25 protein-coding genes, 1 tRNA gene and 1 other RNA gene are annotated in these 22,449 nt (G+C 69.1%); 15 read left to right on the top strand and 12 right to left on the bottom strand.

Going from position 1 to position 22,449, the window contains the following annotated elements:
* The 4 genes from QM634_RS14095 to ffs form a co-directional block, all read right to left on the bottom strand.
* A partial coding sequence (locus QM634_RS14095) for a DNA polymerase III subunit gamma and tau (RefSeq protein WP_415043408.1) occupies positions 1-1,205 on the bottom strand: 1,205 nt, incomplete at its 3' end.
* Between the two features lie 10 nt (positions 1,206-1,215).
* Entirely contained in the window at positions 1,216-2,505 is a 1,290-nt protein-coding gene (locus QM634_RS14090) for a glycosyltransferase 87 family protein (protein WP_415043407.1), read from the bottom strand.
* A gap of 10 nt (positions 2,506-2,515) precedes the next feature.
* A complete protein-coding gene (locus QM634_RS14085) occupies positions 2,516-3,790 on the bottom strand; it encodes an aminotransferase class I/II-fold pyridoxal phosphate-dependent enzyme (protein WP_415043406.1) in 1,275 nt (424 codons plus the stop codon).
* A 33-nt stretch (positions 3,791-3,823) separates the two neighbouring features.
* Positions 3,824-3,918: signal recognition particle sRNA small type (ffs, locus tag QM634_RS14080), an RNA gene on the bottom strand.
* Positions 3,919-4,028: 110 nt separating this feature from the next.
* On the opposite strand from ffs, the gene QM634_RS14075 reads away from it, so the two are divergent.
* The 6 genes from QM634_RS14075 to QM634_RS14050 all read left to right on the top strand — a co-directional run bounded on the left by QM634_RS14075 (position 4,029) and on the right by QM634_RS14050 (position 6,476).
* A tRNA-Ser gene (locus QM634_RS14075) sits at positions 4,029-4,117 on the top strand.
* A gap of 24 nt (positions 4,118-4,141) precedes the next feature.
* Positions 4,142-4,549, top strand: coding sequence for a hypothetical protein (locus tag QM634_RS14070; protein WP_415043405.1), 408 nt, complete (start codon positions 4,142-4,144; stop codon positions 4,547-4,549).
* 116 nt (positions 4,550-4,665) lie between these two features.
* Complete coding sequence (locus QM634_RS14065) at positions 4,666-5,208, top strand: hypothetical protein (protein WP_415043404.1); 543 nt, start codon at positions 4,666-4,668, stop codon at positions 5,206-5,208.
* A gap of 9 nt (positions 5,209-5,217) precedes the next feature.
* Entirely contained in the window at positions 5,218-5,640 is a 423-nt protein-coding gene (locus QM634_RS14060; protein ID WP_415043403.1) for a hypothetical protein, read from the top strand.
* Between the two features lie 19 nt (positions 5,641-5,659).
* The gene (locus QM634_RS14055; protein WP_415043402.1) at positions 5,660-6,040 is read left to right on the top strand and encodes a hypothetical protein; all 381 of its coding nucleotides are present in this window, start codon (positions 5,660-5,662) and stop codon (positions 6,038-6,040) included.
* 49 nt (positions 6,041-6,089) lie between these two features.
* On the top strand, positions 6,090-6,476 hold the full coding sequence (locus QM634_RS14050; RefSeq protein WP_415043401.1) for a hypothetical protein: 387 nt from the start codon (positions 6,090-6,092) through the stop codon (positions 6,474-6,476).
* Between the two features lie 4 nt (positions 6,477-6,480).
* Here QM634_RS14050 and QM634_RS14045 read toward each other — a convergent pair whose 3' ends face one another.
* The gene (locus tag QM634_RS14045; protein WP_415043400.1) at positions 6,481-6,876 is read right to left on the bottom strand and encodes a hypothetical protein; all 396 of its coding nucleotides are present in this window, start codon (positions 6,874-6,876) and stop codon (positions 6,481-6,483) included.
* 192 nt (positions 6,877-7,068) lie between these two features.
* Here QM634_RS14045 and QM634_RS14040 point away from each other — a divergent pair, with 192 nt between their 5' ends.
* Genes QM634_RS14040 through QM634_RS14030 form a run of 3 tightly spaced genes read left to right on the top strand, consistent with a single transcriptional unit; the run spans position 7,069 to position 8,352 of the window.
* A complete protein-coding gene (locus QM634_RS14040; RefSeq protein ID WP_415043399.1) occupies positions 7,069-7,368 on the top strand; it encodes a hypothetical protein in 300 nt (99 codons plus the stop codon).
* Positions 7,369-7,400: 32 nt separating this feature from the next.
* Positions 7,401-7,763 carry a YrdB family protein gene (locus QM634_RS14035; protein ID WP_415043398.1) on the top strand — a complete coding sequence of 121 codons (363 nt, stop codon included), beginning with the start codon at positions 7,401-7,403 and terminating at the stop codon, positions 7,761-7,763.
* Positions 7,756-8,352, top strand: coding sequence for a hypothetical protein (locus QM634_RS14030; RefSeq protein WP_415043397.1), 597 nt, complete (start codon positions 7,756-7,758; stop codon positions 8,350-8,352). The genes QM634_RS14035 and QM634_RS14030 overlap by 8 nt, the downstream gene beginning before the upstream one ends.
* Before the next feature lies 1 nt (position 8,353).
* Here the strand turns inward: QM634_RS14030 and QM634_RS14025 are convergent, their stop codons facing one another.
* From QM634_RS14025 to QM634_RS14015, 3 genes are read right to left on the bottom strand one after another with little or no spacing between them, the layout of a single operon-like run.
* Complete coding sequence (locus QM634_RS14025; protein ID WP_415043396.1) at positions 8,354-9,427, bottom strand: HtaA domain-containing protein; 1,074 nt, start codon at positions 9,425-9,427, stop codon at positions 8,354-8,356.
* 33 nt (positions 9,428-9,460) lie between these two features.
* A complete protein-coding gene (locus tag QM634_RS14020; RefSeq protein ID WP_415043395.1) occupies positions 9,461-10,558 on the bottom strand; it encodes a DNA polymerase domain-containing protein in 1,098 nt (365 codons plus the stop codon).
* A complete protein-coding gene (locus QM634_RS14015) occupies positions 10,558-11,619 on the bottom strand; it encodes an ATP-dependent DNA ligase (RefSeq protein ID WP_415043394.1) in 1,062 nt (353 codons plus the stop codon). Before QM634_RS14015 ends, QM634_RS14020 begins: the two co-directional genes overlap by 1 nt.
* A 49-nt stretch (positions 11,620-11,668) precedes the next feature.
* Here QM634_RS14015 and gluQRS point away from each other — a divergent pair, with 49 nt between their 5' ends.
* Positions 11,669-12,577 carry a tRNA glutamyl-Q(34) synthetase GluQRS gene (gene gluQRS, locus QM634_RS14010; RefSeq protein WP_415043393.1) on the top strand — a complete coding sequence of 303 codons (909 nt, stop codon included), beginning with the start codon at positions 11,669-11,671 and terminating at the stop codon, positions 12,575-12,577.
* Between the two features lie 18 nt (positions 12,578-12,595).
* Here the strand turns inward: gluQRS and QM634_RS14005 are convergent, their stop codons facing one another.
* Positions 12,596-14,038, bottom strand: a complete 1,443-nt coding sequence (locus tag QM634_RS14005) for an ABC1 kinase family protein (RefSeq protein WP_415043392.1) — start codon at positions 14,036-14,038, stop codon at positions 12,596-12,598.
* Entirely contained in the window at positions 14,035-15,237 is a 1,203-nt protein-coding gene (locus tag QM634_RS14000; RefSeq protein ID WP_415043391.1) for a cytochrome P450, read from the bottom strand. The genes QM634_RS14005 and QM634_RS14000 overlap by 4 nt, the downstream gene beginning before the upstream one ends.
* Positions 15,238-15,367: 130 nt before the next feature.
* Between QM634_RS14000 and QM634_RS13995 the strand changes: the two genes are divergently transcribed.
* Entirely contained in the window at positions 15,368-15,925 is a 558-nt protein-coding gene (locus tag QM634_RS13995; protein ID WP_415043409.1) for a TetR/AcrR family transcriptional regulator, read from the top strand.
* A 9-nt stretch (positions 15,926-15,934) separates the two neighbouring features.
* Here the strand turns inward: QM634_RS13995 and tgt are convergent, their stop codons facing one another.
* On the bottom strand, positions 15,935-17,173 hold the full coding sequence (gene tgt, locus QM634_RS13990; protein ID WP_415043390.1) for a tRNA guanosine(34) transglycosylase Tgt: 1,239 nt from the start codon (positions 17,171-17,173) through the stop codon (positions 15,935-15,937).
* 69 nt (positions 17,174-17,242) lie between these two features.
* Here tgt and QM634_RS13985 point away from each other — a divergent pair, with 69 nt between their 5' ends.
* From QM634_RS13985 to QM634_RS13970, 4 genes are read left to right on the top strand one after another with little or no spacing between them, the layout of a single operon-like run.
* Complete coding sequence (locus QM634_RS13985; RefSeq protein WP_415043389.1) at positions 17,243-17,755, top strand: hypothetical protein; 513 nt, start codon at positions 17,243-17,245, stop codon at positions 17,753-17,755.
* Between the two features lie 42 nt (positions 17,756-17,797).
* The gene (locus QM634_RS13980; protein WP_415043388.1) at positions 17,798-18,580 is read left to right on the top strand and encodes a MerR family transcriptional regulator; all 783 of its coding nucleotides are present in this window, start codon (positions 17,798-17,800) and stop codon (positions 18,578-18,580) included.
* A gap of 48 nt (positions 18,581-18,628) precedes the next feature.
* Positions 18,629-20,308 carry an alpha/beta hydrolase gene (locus QM634_RS13975; protein ID WP_415043387.1) on the top strand — a complete coding sequence of 560 codons (1,680 nt, stop codon included), beginning with the start codon at positions 18,629-18,631 and terminating at the stop codon, positions 20,306-20,308.
* Positions 20,308-21,993, top strand: coding sequence for an alpha/beta hydrolase (locus QM634_RS13970; protein WP_415043386.1), 1,686 nt, complete (start codon positions 20,308-20,310; stop codon positions 21,991-21,993). Before QM634_RS13975 ends, QM634_RS13970 begins: the two co-directional genes overlap by 1 nt.
* On the opposite strand, the gene QM634_RS13965 is transcribed toward QM634_RS13970, so the two are convergent.
* Positions 21,973-22,449, bottom strand: a 477-nt coding sequence (locus QM634_RS13965) for a glutamate ligase domain-containing protein (RefSeq protein ID WP_415043385.1), incomplete at its 5' end; no start/stop codon positions are given. The genes QM634_RS13970 and QM634_RS13965 overlap by 21 nt on opposite strands.

Raw genomic sequence — 22,449 nt, 5'->3', positions numbered from 1 at the left:
GGGGCCGGCGCCGCAGCGGCGGTCGGCGCGGCGGAGGCAGCCGGGGACGGCGCGGGCACCCCGGATTCCAGTCGTTCGATGCGGGTCAGCAGTGCCGCGTCGTCGGCCGTCGTCTCCGGCAGGAGCAGACGCGCGCACATCACCTCGAGCAGCAAGCGCGGCGAGGTCGTGCCGCGCATCTCGCCGAGCGCCTCGTGCACGGTCTCGGCCGAGCGCGCCAGCATCGCCGGCCCCAGGCCCTCGATCTGCGACTGCATCCTGGCGAGCTGATCCCCGGGAGCTTCGACGAGGCCGCGTTCGGCCGCGTCGGGCACCGCCTGCAACAGGATCAAGTCCCGCAGGCGCTCGAGCAGGTCCACGGCGAAGCGTCTCGGGTCGTGCCCCGCGTTGACGACGGACTCGACCGTCGTGAACAGGGCCGCACCGTCGCCGGTGGCCAGCGCGTCGACGGCCTCGTCGATGAGGGCGACGTCGGTGACCCCGAGCAGCGACAGTGCGCGCTCATAGGTCACGCCGTCATCGCCGGCGCCGGCGAGCAGCTGGTCGAGGATCGACAGCGAGTCGCGCGGCGAGCCGCCGCCGGCACGGATGACCAGCGGGTAGACCTCGGGGGCGACGGTCACGCCCTCCTGGGCGACGATGCGCTCGAGGAGACCGCGCATCACCGGTGGGGCCAACAGGCGGAACGGGTAGTGGTGGGTGCGCGAGCGGATCGTCGGGAGCACCTTCTCCGGCTCCGTCGTGGCGAACACGAAGATCAGGTGCTCGGGCGGCTCCTCGACGATCTTGAGCAACGCGTTGAAGCCCGCGTTGGTGACCATGTGCGCCTCGTCGACGATGAACACGCGGTACCGCGACTGCGCGGGTGCGAAGAAGGCCCGGTCGCGCAGTTCCCGCGTGTCGTCGACGCCGCCGTGGCTGGCCGCGTCGAGCTCGATGACGTCGAGGTTGCCCGGTCCGCCGGGCGCCAGCGCGACGCACGAGTCGCAGACCCCGCACGGCGTCGACGTCGGCCCCTGCTCGCAGTTCAGGGACCGGGCCAAGATGCGTGCCGACGACGTCTTGCCGCAGCCGCGGGGCCCGGAGAACAGGTAGGCGTGGTTGATCCGGCCGCTGTCGAGGGCGCGGCTCAACGGGTCGGTGACATGGTCCTGACCGACGACTTCGGCGAAGGATGCCGGGCGATAGGTGCGATACAGGGCCACGCGGACCAGCCTAGCGGTGCGCCCCGACAGCCGGAGCGGGTGCAGGAGGCTTGTTCCCCCACGCCACCAGCACGGCGACGACGGTCGCTGCGAAGATCCAGACGAAGGGCTCGTAGACGAACAGGTCCAGCGCCTTTACCGAGCCGTGTTTGAAGAACAGGCCGATGAGATAGGCGTCGTCGCGCGTCTGGTTGAACTGCCAGGTCGGGTAGCCGAGGTAGGTGCGCCAGGAGAACGCGGCGAGGAACCCGGCCAGCGCGAGCAGGCCGACGACGATCCGCGACACCGCCGACCGCGTCGCGTCGACCGTCCAGTTGAGCGCGAACACCAGCAGCGGCACGAACCACACCCAGTGGTGGCCCCACGCCATCGGCGACACCGCGCACGAGGTCATGCCCACCAGCGAAAGGGCGACCAGTTCCTGCCCGACGCGGTGGGCGACGACGGCCGCCCCCAGCCCGAACGCCAGCGCCAGCACCACCAGGGCGAGCCAGGCGACGGTGCTGGGGGTGTTGGTGTTCCCGATGTTGGCCAGCACCCCGCGCAGCGACTGGTTGCCGGGGGTCAGCGGCGTGCCCACCCGGTTCGAGTCGCGCAGCTTGGACGTCCAGTAGTCCCACGACGTGCCCGGGAGGATGAGGAAGCCCACCAGCACCGAGACGACGAAGCCGATCACGACCCCGATCGCGGCACGCGTCCGGCGGATTGCCAGCAGGTAGACCGCGAACAGCATCGGCGTCAGCTTGATCCCGGCGGTCAGACCGGTCGCGACGCCGCGCAGACGCGAATCGTCGCGCAGCAGGTCGGCCAGGATCACGACCATCAGGAAGATGTTGATCTGGCCGTACCAAATGGTGGTGCGCACCGGCTCGAGCAACATCATCACCGTCACCAGCGACACGGCGATCACGCGCAGTCGCCACGTCACCGCGCGGCCCAGGCTGCGGAAGCTGATCATGACGGTCAGGTACAGCGCGAGGAGGATGCCGACGATCCACACCACGCGCGCCACCCCCATCGGCATCCACGCGAAGGGGACGAACCCGAAGATGGAGAACGGGGTGTAGGTGTAGTCCATCTGGCTGAGCAGTTTGGCCTCGTAGAGGTCGTGGCCGTCGAGCACGGTCTGCGCGCCCGCGCGGTAGACGCCCAGGTCGAGCTGATTGTCGAACAGCCCCCAGAACGGCTTGCTGAACGGCACGATCACGTTCTGCAGCCATAGCGCGACCACCGCGACGAGCACGGCGCCGACGACGGTCAGAACCGTGCGCGCACGGGTCGAGGAGCTGGTCGGAGACATGTTCGCCCCGTCAGGAACCCTGGCCGAGCATCGACTCGGTCGCGGCCAGCAGCGCGCAGGTGGCGAATCCGTCCATCGCGGTCCGCAGCTCGTCCAGGCCCGGGAAGCTCGGCGCGAGCCGGATGTTCGCGTCGTTGGGGTCGCGGCGGTACGGGAAGGTGGCGCCGGCGGCGGTCAGTGCGATGCCGGCGTCCTTGGCCAGCGCGACCGTGCGGGTCGCGGTGCCGTCGTGGACGTCGACGCTGATGAAGTAGCCGCCCTCCGGGCGGCTCCACGACGCGATCTTCGACGAGGAGAGCCGGTCGTCGAGGATGTCCAGGACCAGGTCGAACTTCGGCGCGAGGATCTCCCGGTGCCGCGCCATGTGCTCGCGCACCGCGTCGGGGGTCGGGAAGAACCGCAGGTGCCGCAGCTGGTTCACCTTGTCCGGGCCGATGGTCTTGAGCGACAGGTGCCCGCGGAACCAGTCGAGGTTGGCCTTCGACGCACCGAGGAAGGCCACACCCGCGCCGGCGAAGGTGATCTTGGAGGTCGAACCGAGCGCGTAGACGCGGTCGGGGTGACCCTCCTGCGCGGCGATCTCCAGGATCGGGAGCGGCTCCGGCGGCGCCTCGACGAGCGTGTGCACCGCGTAGGCGTTGTCCCAGAAGATGCGGAAGTCGTCGGCCGCCGACATCGCCATCAACCCGCGCGCGACCTGCTCGCTGGTCGTCGCGCCGGTCGGGTTGGAGTAGGTCGGCACCAGCCACATGCCCTTGATGGACTCGTCGTGGGCGAGCAGCTCGGCGCACACGTCGACATCGGGACCGTCGGGGTTCATGGGCACCGGGATCATCTCGATGCCGAAGCTCTCGGTGATCGCGAAGTGACGGTCGTAACCGGGCGCCGGGCACAGGAACTTCACCGGGCCGGCCGACCACGGCTTCGACGAGCCGACCGTGCCGTGCAACAGCGCGAAGACCACCAGGTCGTGCATGAGGTCCAGGCTGGAATTGCCCTCGGCGATCACGTCGGTCGCCGCGAGACCGAACAGCGGGGCGAAAACCTCGCGCAGCGCAGGCAGGCCGTCGACGCCGCCGTAGTTGCGACAGTCGGTGCCCGCCGGGTCGCGGTAGTCGTCGCCGGGCAGGTGGAGCAGCTCGTTGGACAGGTCCAGCTGTTCGGGGGAGGGCTTGCCGCGGGTGATGTCCAGCTTCAGTCCGGCGGCCTTCAGCTCGTCGTACTTGATGCGCAGGTCGTCGCGGATGTCACGAAGCTCGGCGGGACTTCTGGAGTGATAGTTCACGGCCGCAGCCTCTCGCTGGGTCGAGCCGACAAAGTTTGAGGACCCCGCGCACCCGAGAGAGCCCGTTGACCCTTGCTGCCTTCCGGCCCTGGGGGAGTTCACAGGATGCACGCCGCGCGGGATCCGCCGTCAAGTGTAGACGGTGCCGTCGGGCCCGCTCCACCGGCGCTGACCGCTTTTGGGTTTCGCCGACGCGCACCGCTATCATCTGCTGAGCACTGGAGTGATCTCCAGGCCTGGAGGATTCGCCTAGTGGCCTATGGCGCTCGCCTGGAACGCGGGTTGGGTTAATAGCCCTCAGGGGTTCGAATCCCCTATCCTCCGCCACGCGATAAGAAGAGGTGCGAAGCAATGCGCAAGATCGTCTCTGCCATCGCCGCCGTTGCCGCGGTCTCCGCGACGGCGCTGACCCTCACCCCGGCTGCGGCCGACACGCCGCCGGCGACCGTCACCTTCAAGGCCGACGGCTACCGGCTCGTCGGAGAGGCGACCCACCTGCCGCCGGGCCGCAAGGCCTGCGGCTTCGATCGCAGCCAGCCGAACCCGGCGCTGCTCATCGGCTCCTTCGGCAACGACATGATCACCGTCGGCAATCGCGTCACGAGCGGCGACGCCGTGACGATCAAGTCGCGCTACCTCCCCCGCGGCCGATACCTGGTGCGGATGTCCTGCTTCGTGTGGAACCGCCGGACGCAGATGCACACGATCGTCGCCGTCGACGAGCAGTGGATCTCCATCACCGGTCGACGCTGGGCCTGATCCCTCACCTGCACCACCGTCACCTGCACGGCTGCCGGGAATTTTCCGCGCAGCCGGTCAGTCGGCGCCCGGTGCGGTAACTTCAGTGCGTCAAACTTTCTCAGAGGGGTAACCACATGAAGAAGATCCTGTCCGCCGTCCTGGTCTCCGGTGCCGCTGCCGCCACCGGCGCCGCACTGATCGCCGCGCCCGCCGCCCAGGCCGTACCGTCGTCGCCCTACGCCCGCATCCAGTTCACCGTCGAGAACCAGCGCCTCGTGGCCAGCGCCACGCGCCTGCCCTACGGCCCGAAGACCTGCCACTTCTACCGCGGCCTGCAGGGCCCGGAGTCCGGCTCGCTGGGCGACAACGTCCAGATGGCCGAGCGCTACACCACCCGCCGCGAGGTCACCCTGTTCTCCCGTCCGATGCGCCCGGGCTTCTACAACGTGCGCCTGATCTGCGTCGGCCGCCCCGAGGGCATCGGCCTGCGCCGCATCATCGCCGAACGCGACGGCCGACTGCGCGTCACCCCCTGGGGCAACCGCGGCCCGTACGGCCAGAACCAGCAGGGTCCCCGCGGCCAGAACCAGGGTCCGCGCGGTGAGAACCCGCACGGCCAGCAGGGTCCGCGCGGCGGCAACCAGGGCCAGCCGGGTCAGCGCCCCAACCAGCGCTAGGGGAACGACATGAAGCTCGCCGCCGCACTCGCCCTCGCGACCGTCGCCGCGTCGGGAATGATCGGTGCCTCGGTGCAGGCCGCGCCCGCCGAGGCCGCCCCGGCACCGATCCCGCCGCGCGCCTTCCCGATCCCGAACTACAGCCCGCACGTGAAGTTCTATCACTCGAACCGCAAGCTGGCCTTCCTCGCGACGGGGATGCCCCGCGGCGAGAAGGTCTGCCTGTTCGAGGGCTACTACGGGGACCCGTGGTTCGGTTCGCTGGGCGTCAAGGCGTGGCAGCCGCTCTACGAGCGCTACGAGCTCACCGAGACGGCGACGGCGCGCTCCACCCCCAAGCCGCCCGGTGTCTACCCGGTCCGCCTGACCTGTCGCATGCAGACGCACCTCATCCTGCGTCGGTCCGGCACGATCCGGGTCCCGGTCACCTAGCCCGAGCAGAGGAGTCGCCGTGCGTTCGACGAAGCTGGTCTCCACCGTGGTCGCCGTCGGCAGCGCGGCCGCCGTCGCGCTGACGGCGGCACCGGCCGACGCGGCGCCGCGCATCGTCTTGACCGGCGGGCGCGGCACCATCTCCGGTCATGCCTACGGCCTGCCTCCGGGCCTCAAGACCTGCACGCTGTGGCGCGAGCTCAAGCCGCAGGTCGACGGCCCGATGAGCACCTTCTCCAACGACAGCTACTTCACGAAGGCGGCCACCGGCCGGACGTCGGGACCGGCGATCCGCCTGTCCTCGCGGCCGTTGCCGCGCGGGTCGTATGCCGTGTCGATGGACTGCACCGGCCGCAACGGCGCGACCGTCGTCCAGCGGTTCGGCCGCGTCAACCTGTAGTCCTCGCGGCTGGCCGGCGGTGCGGCGCCGGGTCGTTTAGGGTCGTCGCATGACGACCCTTCGCGCCGCCACCTCCCTCGCCGTCGCCACACTCGCGGCCGGCACCCTGCTCGCCACCGCCACGACCGCCGACGCGCGGCCGCGGTACCGCTTCGCCGCCGAGGGCGATCGCATCGTGATGATCGCCTCGGGACTGCCGAACCGGCACGTCGACTGCGAGATGAAGCGGATCTTCCAGGGCCCGATCGAGAGTGCACTCGGATCTCTGGGCACCGGTTACAACCACAAGCAGTACTACCGCAGCGGTCGCGGCCCGGTCGTCAAGGTCTTCACCGAGCGGCTGCCCCGCCGGACCGGCTATGAGATGACCGGCGGCTGCATCGACCAGCGCTCCAACGACCTCGGCGGCTCGGCCGCCCGCGTCTACCTGCGCTAGCGGGCTACCGGTTGTAGACGCGGCCGCCCTGCGAGATCTCCGACGTCATGTACCCGTCGGTCGGGTCGTTCGAGCACGACAGCGACACGTCGTACCAGCCGCGCGGCAGCCGACGCGACGACAGTGCCATTATCGTGCCGTTCGTGCGCCGGGACGCCAGGCTCACGGTGCCGCCGTCGATCGATCCGCTCATCGGGCCGTCGAGCTCGGGCTTCACGCGGCGCTGGAACACACAGCTCTTGGGGCCGGGACGCATGTATCGGGCGTAGGCGACGAGCTGGCCGTTGCGCGAGCTGAACGTGGCGATGCCCTTCGCCTCGGCCGCCGGGGCCGCTGCCACGGCGAGGCCGGCGGCAATCGCGACGGCGGACAGCGCGGCGGCGTACTTGTTGGAATTCATGGTTCGGTCCTTCGGTCGGGGATTCGGACACCGACGACGCTAGGAGCCGAACGCCCTGCGGGCGCGAGTAGCGCACTACTCGAATTTCACCGACCCGGGGACGCGCGCCCCCGCAACCGCTAGATTCGTGCTACCGAATTCGCCATCGCCACTGTCGCACTCGCGGCAAACGGCCCTCGGGAGGAGAACGACATGACCAAGGCACAACGACTGACCCTGGGCATCGCGGCCGCGCTGGGAGTCGCCGGAGCGGCGATCGCGGGCACCGGCCTGGCCGACGCCGGCCCCCAGATCCGTTGCGTGGGCGCCAAGTGCACCAACAAGGGCGACGCCGCGGGCATCGGCCACGGCACCTACACCTGCCCGAACGGGCTGCAGTACCCGTCGATCGCGTACGTCCCGGCGCACGGCACCGCCTGGGTCTTCCCGGCACAGTGCGGCGGGCCGAATCTGTACGGCCCCGGCGGAATGCCCGGTCCCGGAATGCACTGACGGCGTAGCCTCGGCCACGGGGAGTGATCCACATGGCCGAACCAGCACGCATCACCGCTAACGACGTCGTCGCGTTCGTCGTCGAACTCGTCGCGTTCACCGCGCTCGGCACGTGGGCGTGGCGCCACGGAACGTCGACGCTCGACAGTTGGCTGTGGGTGGTCGTCGTCCTCGGCATCACCGCCGGACTGTGGGCACTGTTCGTCGCGCCGAAGGCCCGCTACCCGAACCGCGTCCTGGAACCGATACTGCGCGTGGCGATCCTCGCGGCGGCGATCCTCGCCCTCGCCACGTTCGCACCGCCCGCGGTGTGGATCGCAGTGGCCGTCGTGTTCGCCGTCAACACCGCACTGGTGTACCTCGGACCGTATCGGAGGCCGTCACCGCATGACTGAACAACGCGAACCGCAGCAGTCCGCGCCGACCTTTCCGCCGCCCCCGAGCTACCCGCCCCCGGGCGCGTACCCGCCACCCGGTCCCCAACAGCCGCGCGGGAAGGGTTCGGCCGGGATCATCGTCGCCGTCCTCGCCGCGGTCGTCGTACTGCTGGCCGCACTGGGCGTCGGCGGGTACCTCGGCTACCGCGCGTTGGCCGGTGACCACTGCGACAGCGTCGGCACGGCCGCCGCCGGTTACGTCACCGCGGTCTCGTCGCTGGACCCGGACACGACGAAGGAGGCATACCTCGCGCGAATCCGGGACCGGTCGACGCCGAAGCTGTACGCGAAGGTCCGAGACACGGCCGATGCCCTGTTCACGATGCGGGACAAGAACCCGACCGCCGCTCAATCCCGCACCGACGCGAAGGTCCTCCACGAATCGGTCGCCGACTGCACGAAGAAGTCGGCGACGGTGACGCTCACGGTCGCCAACACCGCGCACCGGCCCGGTGCGATCACCGAGGACAGCCAACGCATGGTGGTCACCGTCGACATGACGTGGAGCGACGGCAGGTGGCTCGCCGACGCGATGTCGACGAAATGAGCTAGCCGGCCGACAGGCGCAGGTCCAGCGGCGCCGCGGTCCCGGTGGACAGCAGGGCGAGTACCTCGGGGCTGATACCCGGCCGGAAGGCCACCCGCGCGGCCCGCTTGCCGTCGGCGCCGGCGCCGCGCAGATCGATGTCGGCGATGTCGATGCGGCGCAGCCGGTCGGTGCCGTTCATGTTGGTGGTCGAGGTCCGCATGCTCAGGACGCCGTGACCGCCGCGCACGCGCAGCACCGGGTCGGCGAGGGCGACCTCGTACAGGTGGAAGCGCGTGTACGCGACGACCGTGCCGTGGAACCTCAGCACCCCGGTGCCGCCCCGAAGTGAGCCGCTGCGCAGTTCGAAGGACATGCGGCCGGCCTTGTCGACGGTGGCGCCGTCGCTGCCGGCGACGGTGCCCTCGGCGGCGCCGGTGACGGTTCGGTAGAAGGACGGGGTGTACGCCCAGATCAGGTTGCGCCGGGGCGGGGCCGGGGTGTTCGGACCGGGCGCGGTGCTGTACCGCACCGGGATGCGCAACTCCTGCGCCGGGTTGTCCGAGCCGGCACCGCCGTAGGTGTACACGCCCCAGCGGGCGTTCGCGGGGATCGACTTCGGCGTCGACAGCGTCAGCTTGGCGGTGAAGGTGCCGTTGGCGTGCAACGGGACCCATTGCTGGCGGATCGTGCGACGGAAGTCGAAGGGCGCGGTCGGCACCCGGTTCAGCGCACTCGGCGCCATCGCCCACTGAACGCCGCTGCGCGCGGTGGCGCGGGCCGCTTCGGGTGCGCCGGCCGACGGCTTCCAGTGCGGGGCGAAGGCACCGAAGGCGATGAAGGTGCCATGCGGGACGCCCGGCGGCACCGGCAGCGGGAAGCCGGAGGTGTTGGCGGCGGGGTCGAAGCCGCGGCCCTTCACCACCAGCTTGTCGCCGGGGTGCAGCACCGTCGACCCGACCGGGGTGGCCCCGTCGGCGAGGAAGACGTCGACGGCTGCGCGGCCGGGTGCAGCGGTGGCCGACGGTGCGGTCGCAGGGGCCAGGACGGCGGCGATTGCCGTTGTCGCGGTAAGGATTCCAAGTATCCGCCTCATGTAGGTCACCCTAACTCTGCCGGCGGCGGGCGCCTAGGCCTTGGGGCGAGGATTGCCCCATTGGTCCCAGTGCTCGGGCACCTTGCGGCTGGGCTGCACCCGCGGCGGTTCGCCCGGCATCTTGGGGAAGCTCGGCGGATACGGCAGATCGCCGAGGCCGTCGGCATCGTCGCGCGCGACCATTTCCAGCAGCGGTTCGACCCCGACGGCGGCGGCGGTCATCTGCGCCCACGGGTCGCCGCGCTCGGCGATCAACCCGGGAACCGTCGCCATCGTCAGGTCCTGCGGGTCGACATCGACGAGCTCGGCCCAGGTGACCGGCGTCGAGACCCGGGCGGTCGGGCTGCGGCGCACCGAATACGCCGACGCCATGGAGCGGTCGCGGGCGTTCTGGTTGTAGTCGATGAAGACCCGTTCGCCGCGTTCCTCCTTCCACCACGACATGGTGATCCGGTCGGGTGCGCGACGCTCCATCTCACGGCCGAGGGCGATCGCGGCCCGCCGAGTGGCGATGAAACCCCACTGCGGACGGATCGGGATGAAGACGTGGATCCCTCGACTGCCGGAGGTCTTCACGAATCCGGGCAGGGCCAGCTCGTCGAGCACCGGTTTCACGACGTCGAGGGCGACGCCGCGCACCTCGTCAAAGTCCCGACCGTCGGGCGGGTCGAGGTCGATGCGGAGCTGGTCGGGATGGTTGTTGGGATCCTCCTCCCCGCCGTCGACGGTGGGCCAGCTGTGGAAGGTGACGGTCCCCATCTGGGCGGCCCATGCCAGGTCGGCGGGGATGGTCGGGCACAGGGCGTGACCGGTGCGCTTGGACGGGAACTCGATGAGTGTTTCGTGGAGGTAGTCGGGGTGTTTGCGGGGCAGGTGCTTCTGATAGACCTCGTCGCCGGTGATGCCGTCGGGAAAACGCTGCAGGAAGGTCGGGCGGCGGTGGAGCGCGCGTAGCAGCGGACCGGGTTCGGCGGCGGTTCCGGCCATCGCCACGCAGTAGTCGAACAGCGCCTTCTTGCACCCCGCCTCGTCACCCAGCTCGGGGAAGAACGGCTTGTCCGGACTGGACAGGCGCACCGGCACCCCGTCGACGTCGACCTCGATCGCGGGGGCCTTCCCGGACGGGGCCATCAGGAGCCCTCGAGTACCGAGTAGAGGTCGTAGTCGAGGGGCACCTCGAGCTGGTCGTAGCGACAGCTCGACGGTTCCCGATCGGGCCGCCACCGCAGGAACTTCACCGTGTGCCGGAAGCGCCCGTTCTCCATCTGGTCGTAGGCGAACTCGGCGACCAGCTCCTGGCGCACCGGATAGAACTCGCCGGTGCCGGCCTGGCGCCAACGGGTGAGCTCGCCGGGATGGGGCTTGTCGGGGTCCAGGCGCATCGGCTCGAGCAGCTCCTGCAGCTCGAGCCGCGTGGCGTCACTGAACGCGCTCGACCCGCCCACCATGCGCAGCTCGCCGTCGTCGCCGTGCAGGCCCAACAGCATCGAACCGACACCCGTGCCGCTCTTGTGCACCCGGTAGCCGATGATCACGCAGTCGGCGGTCCGCTTGTGCTTGATCTTGAGCATCTCCCGCTTGCCGGGGACATAGACCCCGCGACGGTCCTTGGCGACGATCCCGTCCAGCCCGGCGCCCTCGAAGGCGGAGAACCAGCGCTGGGCGACCTCGGTGTCGTCGGTGACCCGACTGACGCGCATCGTCCCCCGCTCGCGCGTGCTCCCGGTGTCGGTCGCCTCGAGCAGCGCCGCGCGCCGATCCTCGAACGGCGCGCTCATCAGGTCCCGCTCGCCCAGTGCGAGGGCGTCGAAGCCGATGACGATGGCCGGCGTCGAGGAGGCCAGCATGTCGATGCGGGACTTGGCCGGGTGGATCCGCTGGCTCAGCGCATCCCAGTCGAGCCGGTGCACACCGTTCGCGAAGAGTTTCGGCACCCCGATCTCGCCGTCGAGCACGACCTTCTCCGGCAGCTCGGCCTTCGCCGCCGCCACGACCTCGGGAAAGTAGCGGGCCAGGTCCTTGCCGCCGCGCGAAACCATCTCGACCTCGTCGCCGTCACGGAACAGCAGCACGCGGAAGCCGTCCCATTTCGGCTCATACAGCCACGCGGGACCGTCGTCGGGCTGGCGCGGCACCGCCGTGACGGCCTTCGCGAGCATCGGGGCGACGGGCGGGTTCACCGGGAGGTCCACGGGCATCATCGTTCCATCTCCCTCCGACGGGCGCACTAGTCTTTGCCCCATGTCCGCCGGCCGCTACGCCCCGTCACCCTCGGGGGATCTGCACGTCGGCAACCTGCGGACCGCGCTGCTGGCGTGGCTGTTCGCCCGCAGCACCGGCCGGGACTTCCTGATGCGGATGGAGGACCTCGACGAGCGCAGCGTCGACGGCGCCGACGACCGTCAGCTGGCCGACCTCGCCGCCATCGGCCTCGATTGGGACGGCCGCGTGCGCTACCAATCGTCGCGACGCCTCCGCTACGACGAGGTGATCGACTCATTGGCGGCGGCCGGTCGGACCTTCGAGTGCTTCTGTACGCGGCGCGAGGTCCTCGACGCCCCGCGCGCGCCCCACGCGCCCGAGGGCGCCTACCCGGGCACGTGTCTGAACCTGTCCGACGCCGAGCTCGCCGAACGCCGCGCGTCGGGGCGGCCGCCGGCCGTCCGGCTGCGCGCCGACGTCGAGACGTTCACCGTCGACGATCCCCTGCACGGCGGCGCGTACACCGGCGCGGTCGACGACTTCGTGCTGCGCCGCGGCGACGGCACCCCCGCCTACAACCTGGCCGCCGTCGTCGACGATGCCGAATCCGGCGTCGACCAGGTGGTCCGCGGCGACGACCTCCTCGCCTCGGCGCCGCGGCAGGCCTATCTCGCGACCCTCCTCGGCCACGAACCGCCGACCTACTGGCACGTGCCGCTGGTGGTGAACGCCGACGGCCGGCGACTGTCCAAGCGCGACGGCGCGGTCACGCTGGCCGACCTCGCGGCACAAGGGGTCTCGACACAGCGGGTCGTGGATGCGATGGCCCGGTCGCTGGGCCTGGCCGGCGAGGGCGAGTCGGTGACCGCCGCGGTGATGCTCGAGCGCTTCGGCTTCGACCCACAACTCATCCCGCGCGAGCCGTGGGTGTTCAAGACCCCGGAGTAGACGACGTGCGGACCTTCGCTAACGCGGGTCGAGGCCGAATGGCAAGCCACGCGATCGCGCCCACTCGTAGTGCTGCCGCGCATACGGGCTACGCGGCTCGGCGACTCCATCGAGGGTATCGAGCTGGTCCCGCTGATCCATCGTTGCCTGCAACTGGCTCAGTATTGAGTTCATGCCCATACTGATGCGGCTCACCATGAGGTAGTCGCTGGGAATCGTCATCTTTCGCATCGCGACACCCACCGAGCCGCTGTCGAACAGCGAACGCACCATATCTGTGCCGTCACGCGGAACGTAGGTGTGTGGTTGGTCGGCGAGCACCGGTCCTGCCGACATCGCCCACCATTCGAAGGCCTCGTCCGCACTCAAGTCGACACCGGGATCGACAAACCCATACGAGTGCAGCAACTCCAGCAGCCGGTCCTTCTCATGGTCACACGTCGCACGGAACATCGCGACGATCCCGTAACGCACGTACTCGGGGAACTGCTTGACACAACCGAAGTCGACGAACCCCACCGACCCGTCGAGCCCGAACCGATAGTTGCCCGGGTGCGGGTCGGCATTGAAGAGGTTGCTGTGGCGATACGCACTCGTCGCGAAGTAGCTGATGGCCTCACCCCACTGATCGCGAAGGGTTCGGTCGGCCTCCTTCGCCTCCGACCAACCAATCCCTTCGACGAACGTCATCGTCAGGACTCGGGGACCACAGAGCTCTGGTAACACCTCAGGCACGCGAATGAAGGGGTGGCCGGCAAACAGGTCATGGAAGCGGGCGATGTTGCGCGCCTCGCGGCGGTAATCGAGTTCTTCGGCGATCCTCTCCGCGACTTCCGCCGCGGCGGCCCGCTGATTGGTTCGCATGGCCCGAGGGCTCAGCGAGACCCCCAACTTGATGACGGTGGCCAACAGTTCGGTATTGGCGAGATCATCCCGAATCGCCTTGGCCACACCCGGGTATTGAACCTTCACCGCCACCTTCCGGCCGTCGCGAAGGAGTCCGAGGTGTACCTGGCCGATAGAGGCGGCCGCCATCGGATCCGGGTCGAAACGAACGAAGAGGTCACCGATCCGGCCACCCAAGTCGGACTCCACTATCTCGGCCACCAGCGCGGAGTCCATCGGCGGCGCATCCGCCTGGAGTCGCTGAAGTGCCTGTTGGTAGGTGGCCATGGGGCCGTCGGCATCTGTGTCGACATCGAACGTCGACAAGAGTTGCCCAGCCTTCATCAGCACACCTTTCGAATGTCCGAGCAGATCGGCATATCGCTCAGACGTCTTCTCGTGGAAGCGCTCTAGCGCATCTGGGTCACCCGCGCCGGCCCGGAGCCCCGCTAGAATCCGCCCGCCGGCCGCTCGGGCAGCGAAGCCGGCGACTGGAAGAGTCCGCTTGACTCGGCCGCCGCGGACAACGGCGAACCCGTCCTGGTGATCGGCCCCGGAACTCTCCTTCCTACTCATCGGCGGAACTCGATCCGCACCGACTCCGGCGCCCGGAGGAGGCTGGTGCGGCGCAACTGGACAGAACCGGGGACCAGAACCGGATCACGTGCAAGTATCCGGTTGAGTGCAATCCTCGCTTCCAACTTGGCGAGTGCGCCTCCAAGGCATCGGTGACGACCGAATCCCAGTCCAAGATGCGGTAGTGACCGCCGCTCGGGATCAAAGGAGCTTGGTCGTTCGAACACCCCGGGATCCCGATTCGCGGCGGCGACCACAACGATGACCCGCTGACCCGCGAGCAGGCGAAGACCCTCGAGGCATTGCTCACGCAGGCTGGTCCGACCAACCGCCTGAGGCGGGCCATCAAGCCGAATGAACTCATCGACGCCGGTGGGCCCGACCAGGCCGATGCGATCGGCCAACCGTTCGCCTTCGGCACCTGACAACAGGCGAACCAATGCATTACCCAGCAGACCCGCGGTCGTCTCGTGCCCCGCAACTGCCAACAGGATCGCGTTGGCCACCACCTCGTCGAGTGCAAGGTCTTTGTCGCCTGCAAGCAGGCTCAGCAGATCATCGCCAGGGTGTATCCGCCGCGACGCGGCGATCGGGAGGAACTCGGCCACCAGGCCGCTCATCGCAGAAATCGTCCCAGTCGACGGCTCGACGCCGATTACCCCGTCCAGCAGCCGGACGAGGTCGTCCGCGCGGTCCCACAGGATCGCTGTTGTCACGGGGTCCAGGGCCAGCCATTCGGCAATGACCGCAACGGGAAAGGGTCGGGCGATCGTCGTCATGAACTCGACTTGCTCGCCGCGCGGTATCGCGTCCACGGCTCCAGCCGCGATGGCATCGATTCCAGGCGCCAATTGATCGATGTAGTTCGGGGTAAAGACATCTCGCACCGCATCTCGCATCCTCCCGTGGGCGGGAGGGTCGGCCGTCAGCATCCCCCCGCCGAACGGAAGATCGTCGATGCCCTGCAATGCCAATCCGTCGCGGACGACATCCGAGGAGAGCGGATCGCTACTCCATCCATCGCCAGTCAGCACTTCTCTCGCAGCGGCGTATCCGACGACGAACCATGTCTGGGTGCCCGCATCGAACGCGACAGGCCCGCGGTCTTGGCGCCAGGTCTCATATGCGGTGAAGACATCGTCAGCGCACCACGGTTCCCACATCGTCTCCAGACCCGGATCGACCGTCTCGGTACTCACTGGCTTCTCCTAAGTGTTCACTTTGGTCGGCTACTTGGCTACACTAAGTGCCTACTTAGGGCTTGTCAATGGGAGGGATCCGACTGTGACTGCGCCGCCACCGACGCGCGAACGCCTCATCGATGAGGCCATGCGACTGTTCGGCGAACAGGGCTACCGCGCGACGAGTGTTGCGCAGATCGAAGAGGCCGCCGGTCTGACACCTGGCTCGGGCGGGCTCTACCACCATTTCCGATCGAAGGAACAGCTCCTCGAAGCCGGAATCGAACGGCACGCAGACCGCCTTCGCGCCCTGCGCGACATCCGGATGATCTTCGAGGGTCTCACCGACCTGCGGTCCGAGCTGACCGTGCTCGGTCGCTACACGCTCGAAGTCATTGATGAGGAGTCGCAACTGCTGCGGATCATGGCATCCGAACTGCGCGACAAGCCGAAGAAGCTCGCCGAAACACTCTCGGCCCTCATCGGCGAGTCGTACACCGGCATGGCCCGGTGGGTGCATCAGCACGCGCCGGCGGCAACCGACGACCAGTCCTCAGCCATAGCGACGATTGCGCTCAATAGCCTGTTCGCCCAGCGGAACATGTCCCAATTCCTGGGGCTGCCTTCCCTCGAAGTCGGCGACGAGGACCTGATTGCCGAATGGGTCGAAATGATCGCGGCGCGGATCGAGTCGCTCCAGCGCTAGGTCACCCGCTCAAGCGCTGTAGTACCTGCCCAGGAAGTCGTCCCGGTACTCCTCGTAGCGGCCGTCTTCGATCGCACGACGCGCACCGTCGACCATCTCGGTGATGAACGAAAGATTGTGCAGCGTCGCCAGAGTCGGTGCCAGTCCCTCCTTGGCGCGGAACAGGTGGTGCAGGTAGGCGCGCGAGTACTGCGAGCTGTAGTTGGTGAGTTCGGCGTCGAGCGGCGCGAAGTCATCGCGGAACCGGGCGTTCGTGATGTTGATGCGGCCGTCGCGGGTGTAGACCGCACCGTTGCGCGCGACCCGGGTCGGCGAGACGCAGTCGAAGGTGTCGATGCCGTTCTCGATGGCGGTGAAGACGTCGTCGGGTTCACTGATCCCCAGCAGGTGCTTGGGCTTGTCCTCGGGCAGCTCGGAGTTGACCCACCCGACGATCGTGCCGAGGTTGTCCTTCTCCAGCGCGCCCCCGATGCCGAAGCCGCCAAAGCCCTTGCCGCCCTGCTCCGCGTCGCGCCGGCCCAACTCGGCGAGGTCGCGCGCGGCCTTGCGCCGCAGGTCCTCGTACTGGGCACCCTGCACGACACCCCACAGCGACTGCTGCGGTCGGTGACTGCGCTCGACGCAGAGCCGGTTGTGCTCGACGAGACATCGGATCGCCCACAACCTCGTCCGCTCCAGCGAGTTCTCCTGATACGACCGGGTGTTCATCAGCGTGGTGAGCTCGTCGAAGGCGAAGATGATGTCCGCGCCGAGCTGGTGCTGGATCTGCATCGACAGCTCAGGGGTGAACCGGTGCATCGTGCCGTCGATGTGCGACTTGAAGTTCACCCCGTCGTCGTCGACGTCGGCCAGCCGCTCCTTGCCCGCGGCGATCTTGTCGTCGTCGGGGGTCTGGCGGGCCGACATCTCGATGACCTTCTTGAACCCGGCGCCCAGTGACATGACCTGGAATCCGCCGCTGTCGGTGAAGGTCGGGCCAGGCCAGTTCATGAAGGCGCCGAGTCCGCCGGCGGCGTCCACGATCGCCGGACCCGGCTGCAGGTACAGGTGGTAGGCATTGGCCAGCACGGCCTGCGCGCCGAGCTCGGCGACGGCCTCGGGCAGCACGGTCTTCACCGTCGCCTTGGTCCCGACCGGGATGAAGGCCGGTGTGGCGACCTCACCGTGCGGCGTCGTGATCACGCCGGTGCGCCCGAGCCCGGACTCGAGGCGGGTGCCGACGGTGAAGCCGGGCGCTGCAGTAGTCACGCCCGGCATTCTCGCAGGCAGCCGTCGCATTCATCAAAACTTAAGGCCCGCTTCGCTACCCTGGAGATCATGTTGGCTACCACCAAGACTCTGATCACGCGCGCCCTCGGCACCGCGGCAATCATCGGCGCCGCCGGATTCACCGTCCTGGCGTGCGCGCAGGCGCAGGACCACTCGGGCACCTCCTCGAGCACGGCCTCCGATTCGACCACCAGCGCGACGAGCACCTCCTCGAGCACGGCGCGCCCGTCGACGTCCACCGACGCGAACGGCATCCCCATCGAGCCCGGTCCCAACCTCCCGCCGGCCACGTCGATCCCCGCCGACCGGGTCGTCCCCGACGTGCCCGGCACCAAGTGCGGTGCCACCCAGGGCCCCGACGGCGCGCTGGAGCTCGTCATCCTCAAGGGCAGCATCAAGTGCGACACCGCCAAGAAGGTCGCCGCCGAATACGGCCCGAAGATCGCGACCGGGCAGCAGCAGATGATCCAGGGCTGGACCTGTGGGCCGTCGAACGGGGAGAACATCCTGGCCGCCTGCGCCAAGGACAGCAACGCCTTCGTCTTCCAGCTCCCCAACTAAGGGCTTGACCCTGACGCCGCGTCAGGGAGCACCCTGGTCGGTGTGAGCGAGGAGAGCAACACCTACACGGTCGGCGAGGTCGCCGATCTCACCGGCGTGAGCGTTCGCGCGCTGCACCACTACGACCACATCGGCCTGGTGGTGCCCGGCGCGCGCAGCGCCGCGGGCTATCGCCTGTATTCCGACGTCGACGTCGAGCGCCTGCACCGGGTGCTCGTCTACCGCGAGGTCGGGCTCTCCCTGGAGCAGATAGCGACCCTGCTCGACGATCCGGACGGCTCGGGTCCGTCCCAGCTCGAATCGCAGCACAAGCTGCTCAGCGAGCGGATCGATCGCCTCCACCAGATGGTCGCAGCCCTGGAGGAACTCATGGCGAACGAGAACAACGGCACCCGCCTCACCGCGGCCGAGCAGGTCGAACTGTTCGGCGACGACTGGCTCTCGGTGCGCGACGACTATGCGATGGAGGCGCAGGAGCGCTGGGGCGACACCGACGCGTGGCGGCAGAGCCGCGAGCGCACCGCGACGATGGGCAAGGCCGACTGGCAGGCGGTCAAGGACGAGCAGGAGGCGCTGATGGGCGACCTGGCCGCGGCGAAGGCCGCCGGCGTGTCCCCCGGCAGCGACGAGGCCAACGCCCTCGCCGAACGGCATCGCGCCGGCATCAACCGGTTCTACGACTGCGGCCACGCGATGCAGGTGAATCTGGCCCAGATGTACGTCGCCGACGAGCGGTTCACCAAGACCTATGACGATCGGTCGCCGGGTCTGGCGCAATGGCTGCACGACGTCATCGTCGCGAACGCCGCCAACCACGACGACTGATCGCGGGCCTTGGTAGGTTGACGCAAAGTCGTCGACCGAAGGACCGCCATGCCGACCACCCGCAAGGCCCGCAAACCGCTGCGGGATTTCCGCGAGCACATGTCGTACTGGTCGTACGGCGGGTTGGTCGGGGCGACGATCCTGCTGCTGGCGTCGATGACTCCGTCGCTGCTGCCGCGCAGCTGGTACTTCCAGGCCGTCGTCTCCGGCGGAGCCGCGGCCGTCGGCTACGCGGTCGGCGTCTTCGTCACCTGGCTCGCGCGGTTCATGGTCTCGCGCTCGGACCCGTGGCCGCGCCCGCAGCGGTTCTGGTGGTGGGCGCTGGCCTTCGTCGCCGTCGTCGACGCGATCATCATGGCCTACTGGTGCATTCGGTGGCAGAACGAGATCCGCGATCTGATGGGCGTCGACCGTCTCGGCAACGCGACCCTGGCCGCCGTCGCCATGCTGGCGCTGGCCGTAGTGGTCTTCCTGCTGCTGGTGTACATCGGCAAGCTGTGGGCGCGCGGGGTGGTCTGGCTGGTGCGGCTGCTCGGCTCGTTCATCCCGCCGCGCATCGCGACCGTCGCCGGCGGAGCCGTCGCGCTCGCGCTGACCGTCATGCTGGTCAACGGCGTCCTCGTCGACAACATCATGAAGGTCCTGAACAACACGTTCGCCGCGGCCAACAACGAGACGAAGGCCGACACCGTCGCACCGACGTCGCCGCTGCGCTCGGGCGGACCCGGTTCGACGGTGAGCTGGGACTCCCTGGGGCGCGAGGGCCGCGCCAACATGGGCATGGGCCCGACCGTCGCCGACCTCACCGCGTTCAACGGCGCCCCCGCCAAGGAACCGATCCGCGTCTACGCCGGACTCGACTCCGCTCCGGACCTCGACGACATCGCCGATGCCGCGGTGCGCGAACTCGAGCGCACCGGCGGTCTGCAGCGCAAGGTCGTGGCCGTCGGTTCGTCGACCGGCAGCGGCTGGCTCAACAAGGCCTACATCGACTCCCTCGAGTACATGTACAACGGCGACACCGCCCTGGTGTCGATGCAGTACTCCTACCTGCCGAGTTGGATCTCCTTCCTCGTCGACAAGGAGCGCGCCCGCCAGGCCGGCATCCAGCTGTTCGAGAAGGTGAGCGCCCGGATCCGCCTGCTCCCCGAGGGGCAGCGGCCCAAGCTCGTCGTCTTCGGCGAATCCCTCGGCAGCTTCGCCGGTGAATCGCCCTTCGGCTCCATCCCGACGATTGCGAACCGCACCGACGGCGCGCTGTTCTCCGGTCCGACCTTCAACAACCAGCTGTGGCTGGACACGACCCGCGATCGCGACGCCGGCTCGCCGGTGGTGCTGCCGATTTACCAGAACGGCTCGATGGTCCGGTTCATCGCAAACGAGAAGGACCTCGACCGGCCGAACGCGCCGTGGCTCGAGGACCAGCGCGTCGTGTACATCCAGCACCCGTCCGACCCGATCACCTGGTGGAACCCGAACCTGCTGTTCAAGGAGCCGGACTGGCTGAAGGAGAAGCGGGGCGCCGACGTGCTCCCGGCGACGCGCTGGATCCCGGTCGTGACGTTCCTGCAGGTGTCGGCGGACATGGCCGTCGCCACCGGCGTTCCCGACGGGCACGGCCACCACTATCTGCGGGCGGTGCCGTTCGCGTGGGCCAAGATCCTGCAGCCCGAGGGCTGGACCGACGAGAAGACCGAGCGGGTCCTGCCGCACCTGACGCGCGACTGATGGGTGCAGGGACCGCCGCGTCGACGGACATCCCGGTCTCCGACTGGGGTGCGCGCCGGCGGCTGACCCACCTGTCCTACGGCGGCATGGTGGGCGCGACAGTCCTGCTGCTCGCGTCGGGCACGCCGTCGCTGCTGCCGCGCACCTGGATCTTCCAGGGCGTCATCTCCGGCGGTGCGGCCGCCGCCGGTTACGCGGTCGGCGTGCTGCTGGCCTGGCTGACCCGCTTCATGGTCTCGCGGGACCGGGCGTGGCCCCGACCGCAGCGCTTCTGGTGGTGGGCGCTGGCCTTCGTCGGGGTGTTCGACGCCGTGGTGATGACCTACTGGAACGTGCGGTGGCAGAACGAGATCCGCGACTTCATGGGCATCGACCGCGTCGGATTCGGCGCGGTGCCCCTGGTGCTGGCGGTGGCGTTGGGCGTCTTCCTCGGGTGCATGCTGATCGGCAAGCTGTGGCTGATCGGGATGCGCGAACTCGTCGACCTCCTGCGCCGGTTCATCCCGTCGCGCCTGGCGACGGCCCTCGGCGCCTACGCGGCGATCGCATTGACGGTGCTGCTGGTCAACGGCGTGCTCGTCGAGAGCGTGATGCGGGTCCTCAACAACACGTTCGCGGCGGCCAACAACGAGATGCAGGCCAACACCCCCGCCCCGACCTCCCCGCTGCGGTCGGGTGGACCGGGGTCGACGGTGAGCTGGGACTCTCTGGGCCGTGAGGGACGCGTCAACATCGCCTCGGGGCCGACCGTCGCCCAGCTGACCGCGTTCAACGGCGCCCCCGCCAAGGAACCGATCCGTGTCTACGCCGGTCTCGGGTCGGGCGAGGAGTTGACCGACATCGCCCAGGCGGCGGTTCGTGAACTCGAGCGCACCGGCGGCTTCCGGCGCAAGCTCATCGCCATCGGCAACGCCACCGGGCTGGGCTGGCTCAACAAGTCCGAGATCGACACGCTCGAGTACATGTACAACGGCGACACCGCCCTGGTGTCGATGCAGTACTCCTACCTGCCGAGTTGGATCTCCTTCCTCGTCGACAAGGAGCGCGCCCGCCAGGCCGGCACGGCGTTGTTCGAGGCGGTCAGCGAACGCGTGCGCGACCTCCCCGAGGCCCAGCGCCCCAAGCTCGTCGTCTTCGGCGAATCACTCGGCAGCTTCGCCGGCGAGTCACCGTTCGGCTCGATCCCGACGGTGGCCGCCCGCACCGACGGCGCCCTGTTCACCGGCCCGACCTTCAACAACCGGCTGTGGGAGGACACGACCCGCAACCGCGACCCGGGCAGCCCACAGGTGCAACCGGTCTTCAACCGCGGCAAGTACGTGCGGTTCGTCGCCGACGAGACCGAGCTCGACCGGCCCGCCACGCCGTGGCGCCAGGGTCGGATCGTCTACGTCCAGCACCCGTCGGACCCGGTCACCTGGTTCAACCCGACGCTCCTGCTGCGCGAACCCGACTGGCTCAAGGAGAAGCGCGGCCGCGACGTGCTGCCGACGATGCGCTGGATCCCGGTCGTGACGTTCCTGCAGGTGTCGGCGGACATGGCGGTCGCCAACGGGGTGCCCGACGGGCACGGCCACCACTACCTGCGGGTCGTCCCGTTCGCATGGGCCACGATCCTGCAACCCCCCGGCTGGACCGACGAGAAGACCCGGCGGCTGCTGCCGCTACTGGTCCGCGGCGAGTAGATCGGCGACCCGCTCGAGCGCGGCGACCCGGCTGCCCTTGACCAGCACGGCCAGCGGTGCACCGAGGGCCGCGACGCGCTGTGCGGCCGCGGCGGCATCGGCGACGTGCTCGACATCGTCGCCATAGGTCGGCTCGTCGACGGCGATGACGTCGATGCCCAGCGACGACGCCAGGTCGGCGACCCCGCGGTGGGCGGCGGCGGAGTCGTCGCCGAGTTCGGCCATCGTGCCCAGCACCGCGATGCGCTTGGGGGCGTCGAGCCGGGCGAGGGCACCCAGGGCGGCGGCCATCGAGGTCGGGTTGGCGTTGTAGGCGTCGTTGATGATGGTGACGCCGGCGGCGGTCTGGGCGAGCTCCATGCGCAACCCGGAGAGCGCGGCGCCGAGCAGACCGGCGGCCACCTGCTCGAGGTCGACGCCGAGCCCCGCCCCGGCCGCCGCGGCGGCCAGTGCGTT

It is taken from the genome of Gordonia sp. (in: high G+C Gram-positive bacteria) (assembly GCF_047606305.1).
GTDB lineage: Bacteria > Actinomycetota > Actinomycetes > Mycobacteriales > Mycobacteriaceae > Gordonia.
This window is presented reverse-complemented; position numbering and strand designations above follow the sequence as displayed.

What these genes read in the sequence shown, in the direction of transcription:
- QM634_RS14090 (WP_415043407.1), bottom strand. Translation starts at nt 2,505, where the DNA reads ATGTCTCCGACCAGCTCCTCGACCCGTGCGCGCACGGTTCTGACCGTC.
- QM634_RS14070 (WP_415043405.1), top strand. Translation starts at nt 4,142, where the DNA reads ATGCGCAAGATCGTCTCTGCCATCGCCGCCGTTGCCGCGGTCTCCGCG.
- QM634_RS14065 (WP_415043404.1), top strand. Translation starts at nt 4,666, where the DNA reads ATGAAGAAGATCCTGTCCGCCGTCCTGGTCTCCGGTGCCGCTGCCGCC.
- QM634_RS14060 (WP_415043403.1), top strand. Translation starts at nt 5,218, where the DNA reads ATGAAGCTCGCCGCCGCACTCGCCCTCGCGACCGTCGCCGCGTCGGGA.
- QM634_RS14050 (WP_415043401.1), top strand. Translation starts at nt 6,090, where the DNA reads ATGACGACCCTTCGCGCCGCCACCTCCCTCGCCGTCGCCACACTCGCG.
- QM634_RS14045 (WP_415043400.1), bottom strand. Translation starts at nt 6,876, where the DNA reads ATGAATTCCAACAAGTACGCCGCCGCGCTGTCCGCCGTCGCGATTGCC.
- QM634_RS14040 (WP_415043399.1), top strand. Translation starts at nt 7,069, where the DNA reads ATGACCAAGGCACAACGACTGACCCTGGGCATCGCGGCCGCGCTGGGA.
- QM634_RS14035 (WP_415043398.1), top strand. Translation starts at nt 7,401, where the DNA reads ATGGCCGAACCAGCACGCATCACCGCTAACGACGTCGTCGCGTTCGTC.
- QM634_RS14030 (WP_415043397.1), top strand. Translation starts at nt 7,756, where the DNA reads ATGACTGAACAACGCGAACCGCAGCAGTCCGCGCCGACCTTTCCGCCG.
- QM634_RS14025 (WP_415043396.1), bottom strand. Translation starts at nt 9,427, where the DNA reads ATGAGGCGGATACTTGGAATCCTTACCGCGACAACGGCAATCGCCGCC.
- QM634_RS14020 (WP_415043395.1), bottom strand. Translation starts at nt 10,558, where the DNA reads ATGGCCCCGTCCGGGAAGGCCCCCGCGATCGAGGTCGACGTCGACGGG.
- gluQRS (WP_415043393.1), top strand. Translation starts at nt 11,669, where the DNA reads ATGTCCGCCGGCCGCTACGCCCCGTCACCCTCGGGGGATCTGCACGTC.
- QM634_RS14005 (WP_415043392.1), bottom strand. Translation starts at nt 14,038, where the DNA reads ATGAGTAGGAAGGAGAGTTCCGGGGCCGATCACCAGGACGGGTTCGCC.
- QM634_RS13995 (WP_415043409.1), top strand. Translation starts at nt 15,368, where the DNA reads ATGCGACTGTTCGGCGAACAGGGCTACCGCGCGACGAGTGTTGCGCAG.
- QM634_RS13985 (WP_415043389.1), top strand. Translation starts at nt 17,243, where the DNA reads ATGTTGGCTACCACCAAGACTCTGATCACGCGCGCCCTCGGCACCGCG.
- QM634_RS13975 (WP_415043387.1), top strand. Translation starts at nt 18,629, where the DNA reads ATGCCGACCACCCGCAAGGCCCGCAAACCGCTGCGGGATTTCCGCGAG.
- QM634_RS13970 (WP_415043386.1), top strand. Translation starts at nt 20,308, where the DNA reads ATGGGTGCAGGGACCGCCGCGTCGACGGACATCCCGGTCTCCGACTGG.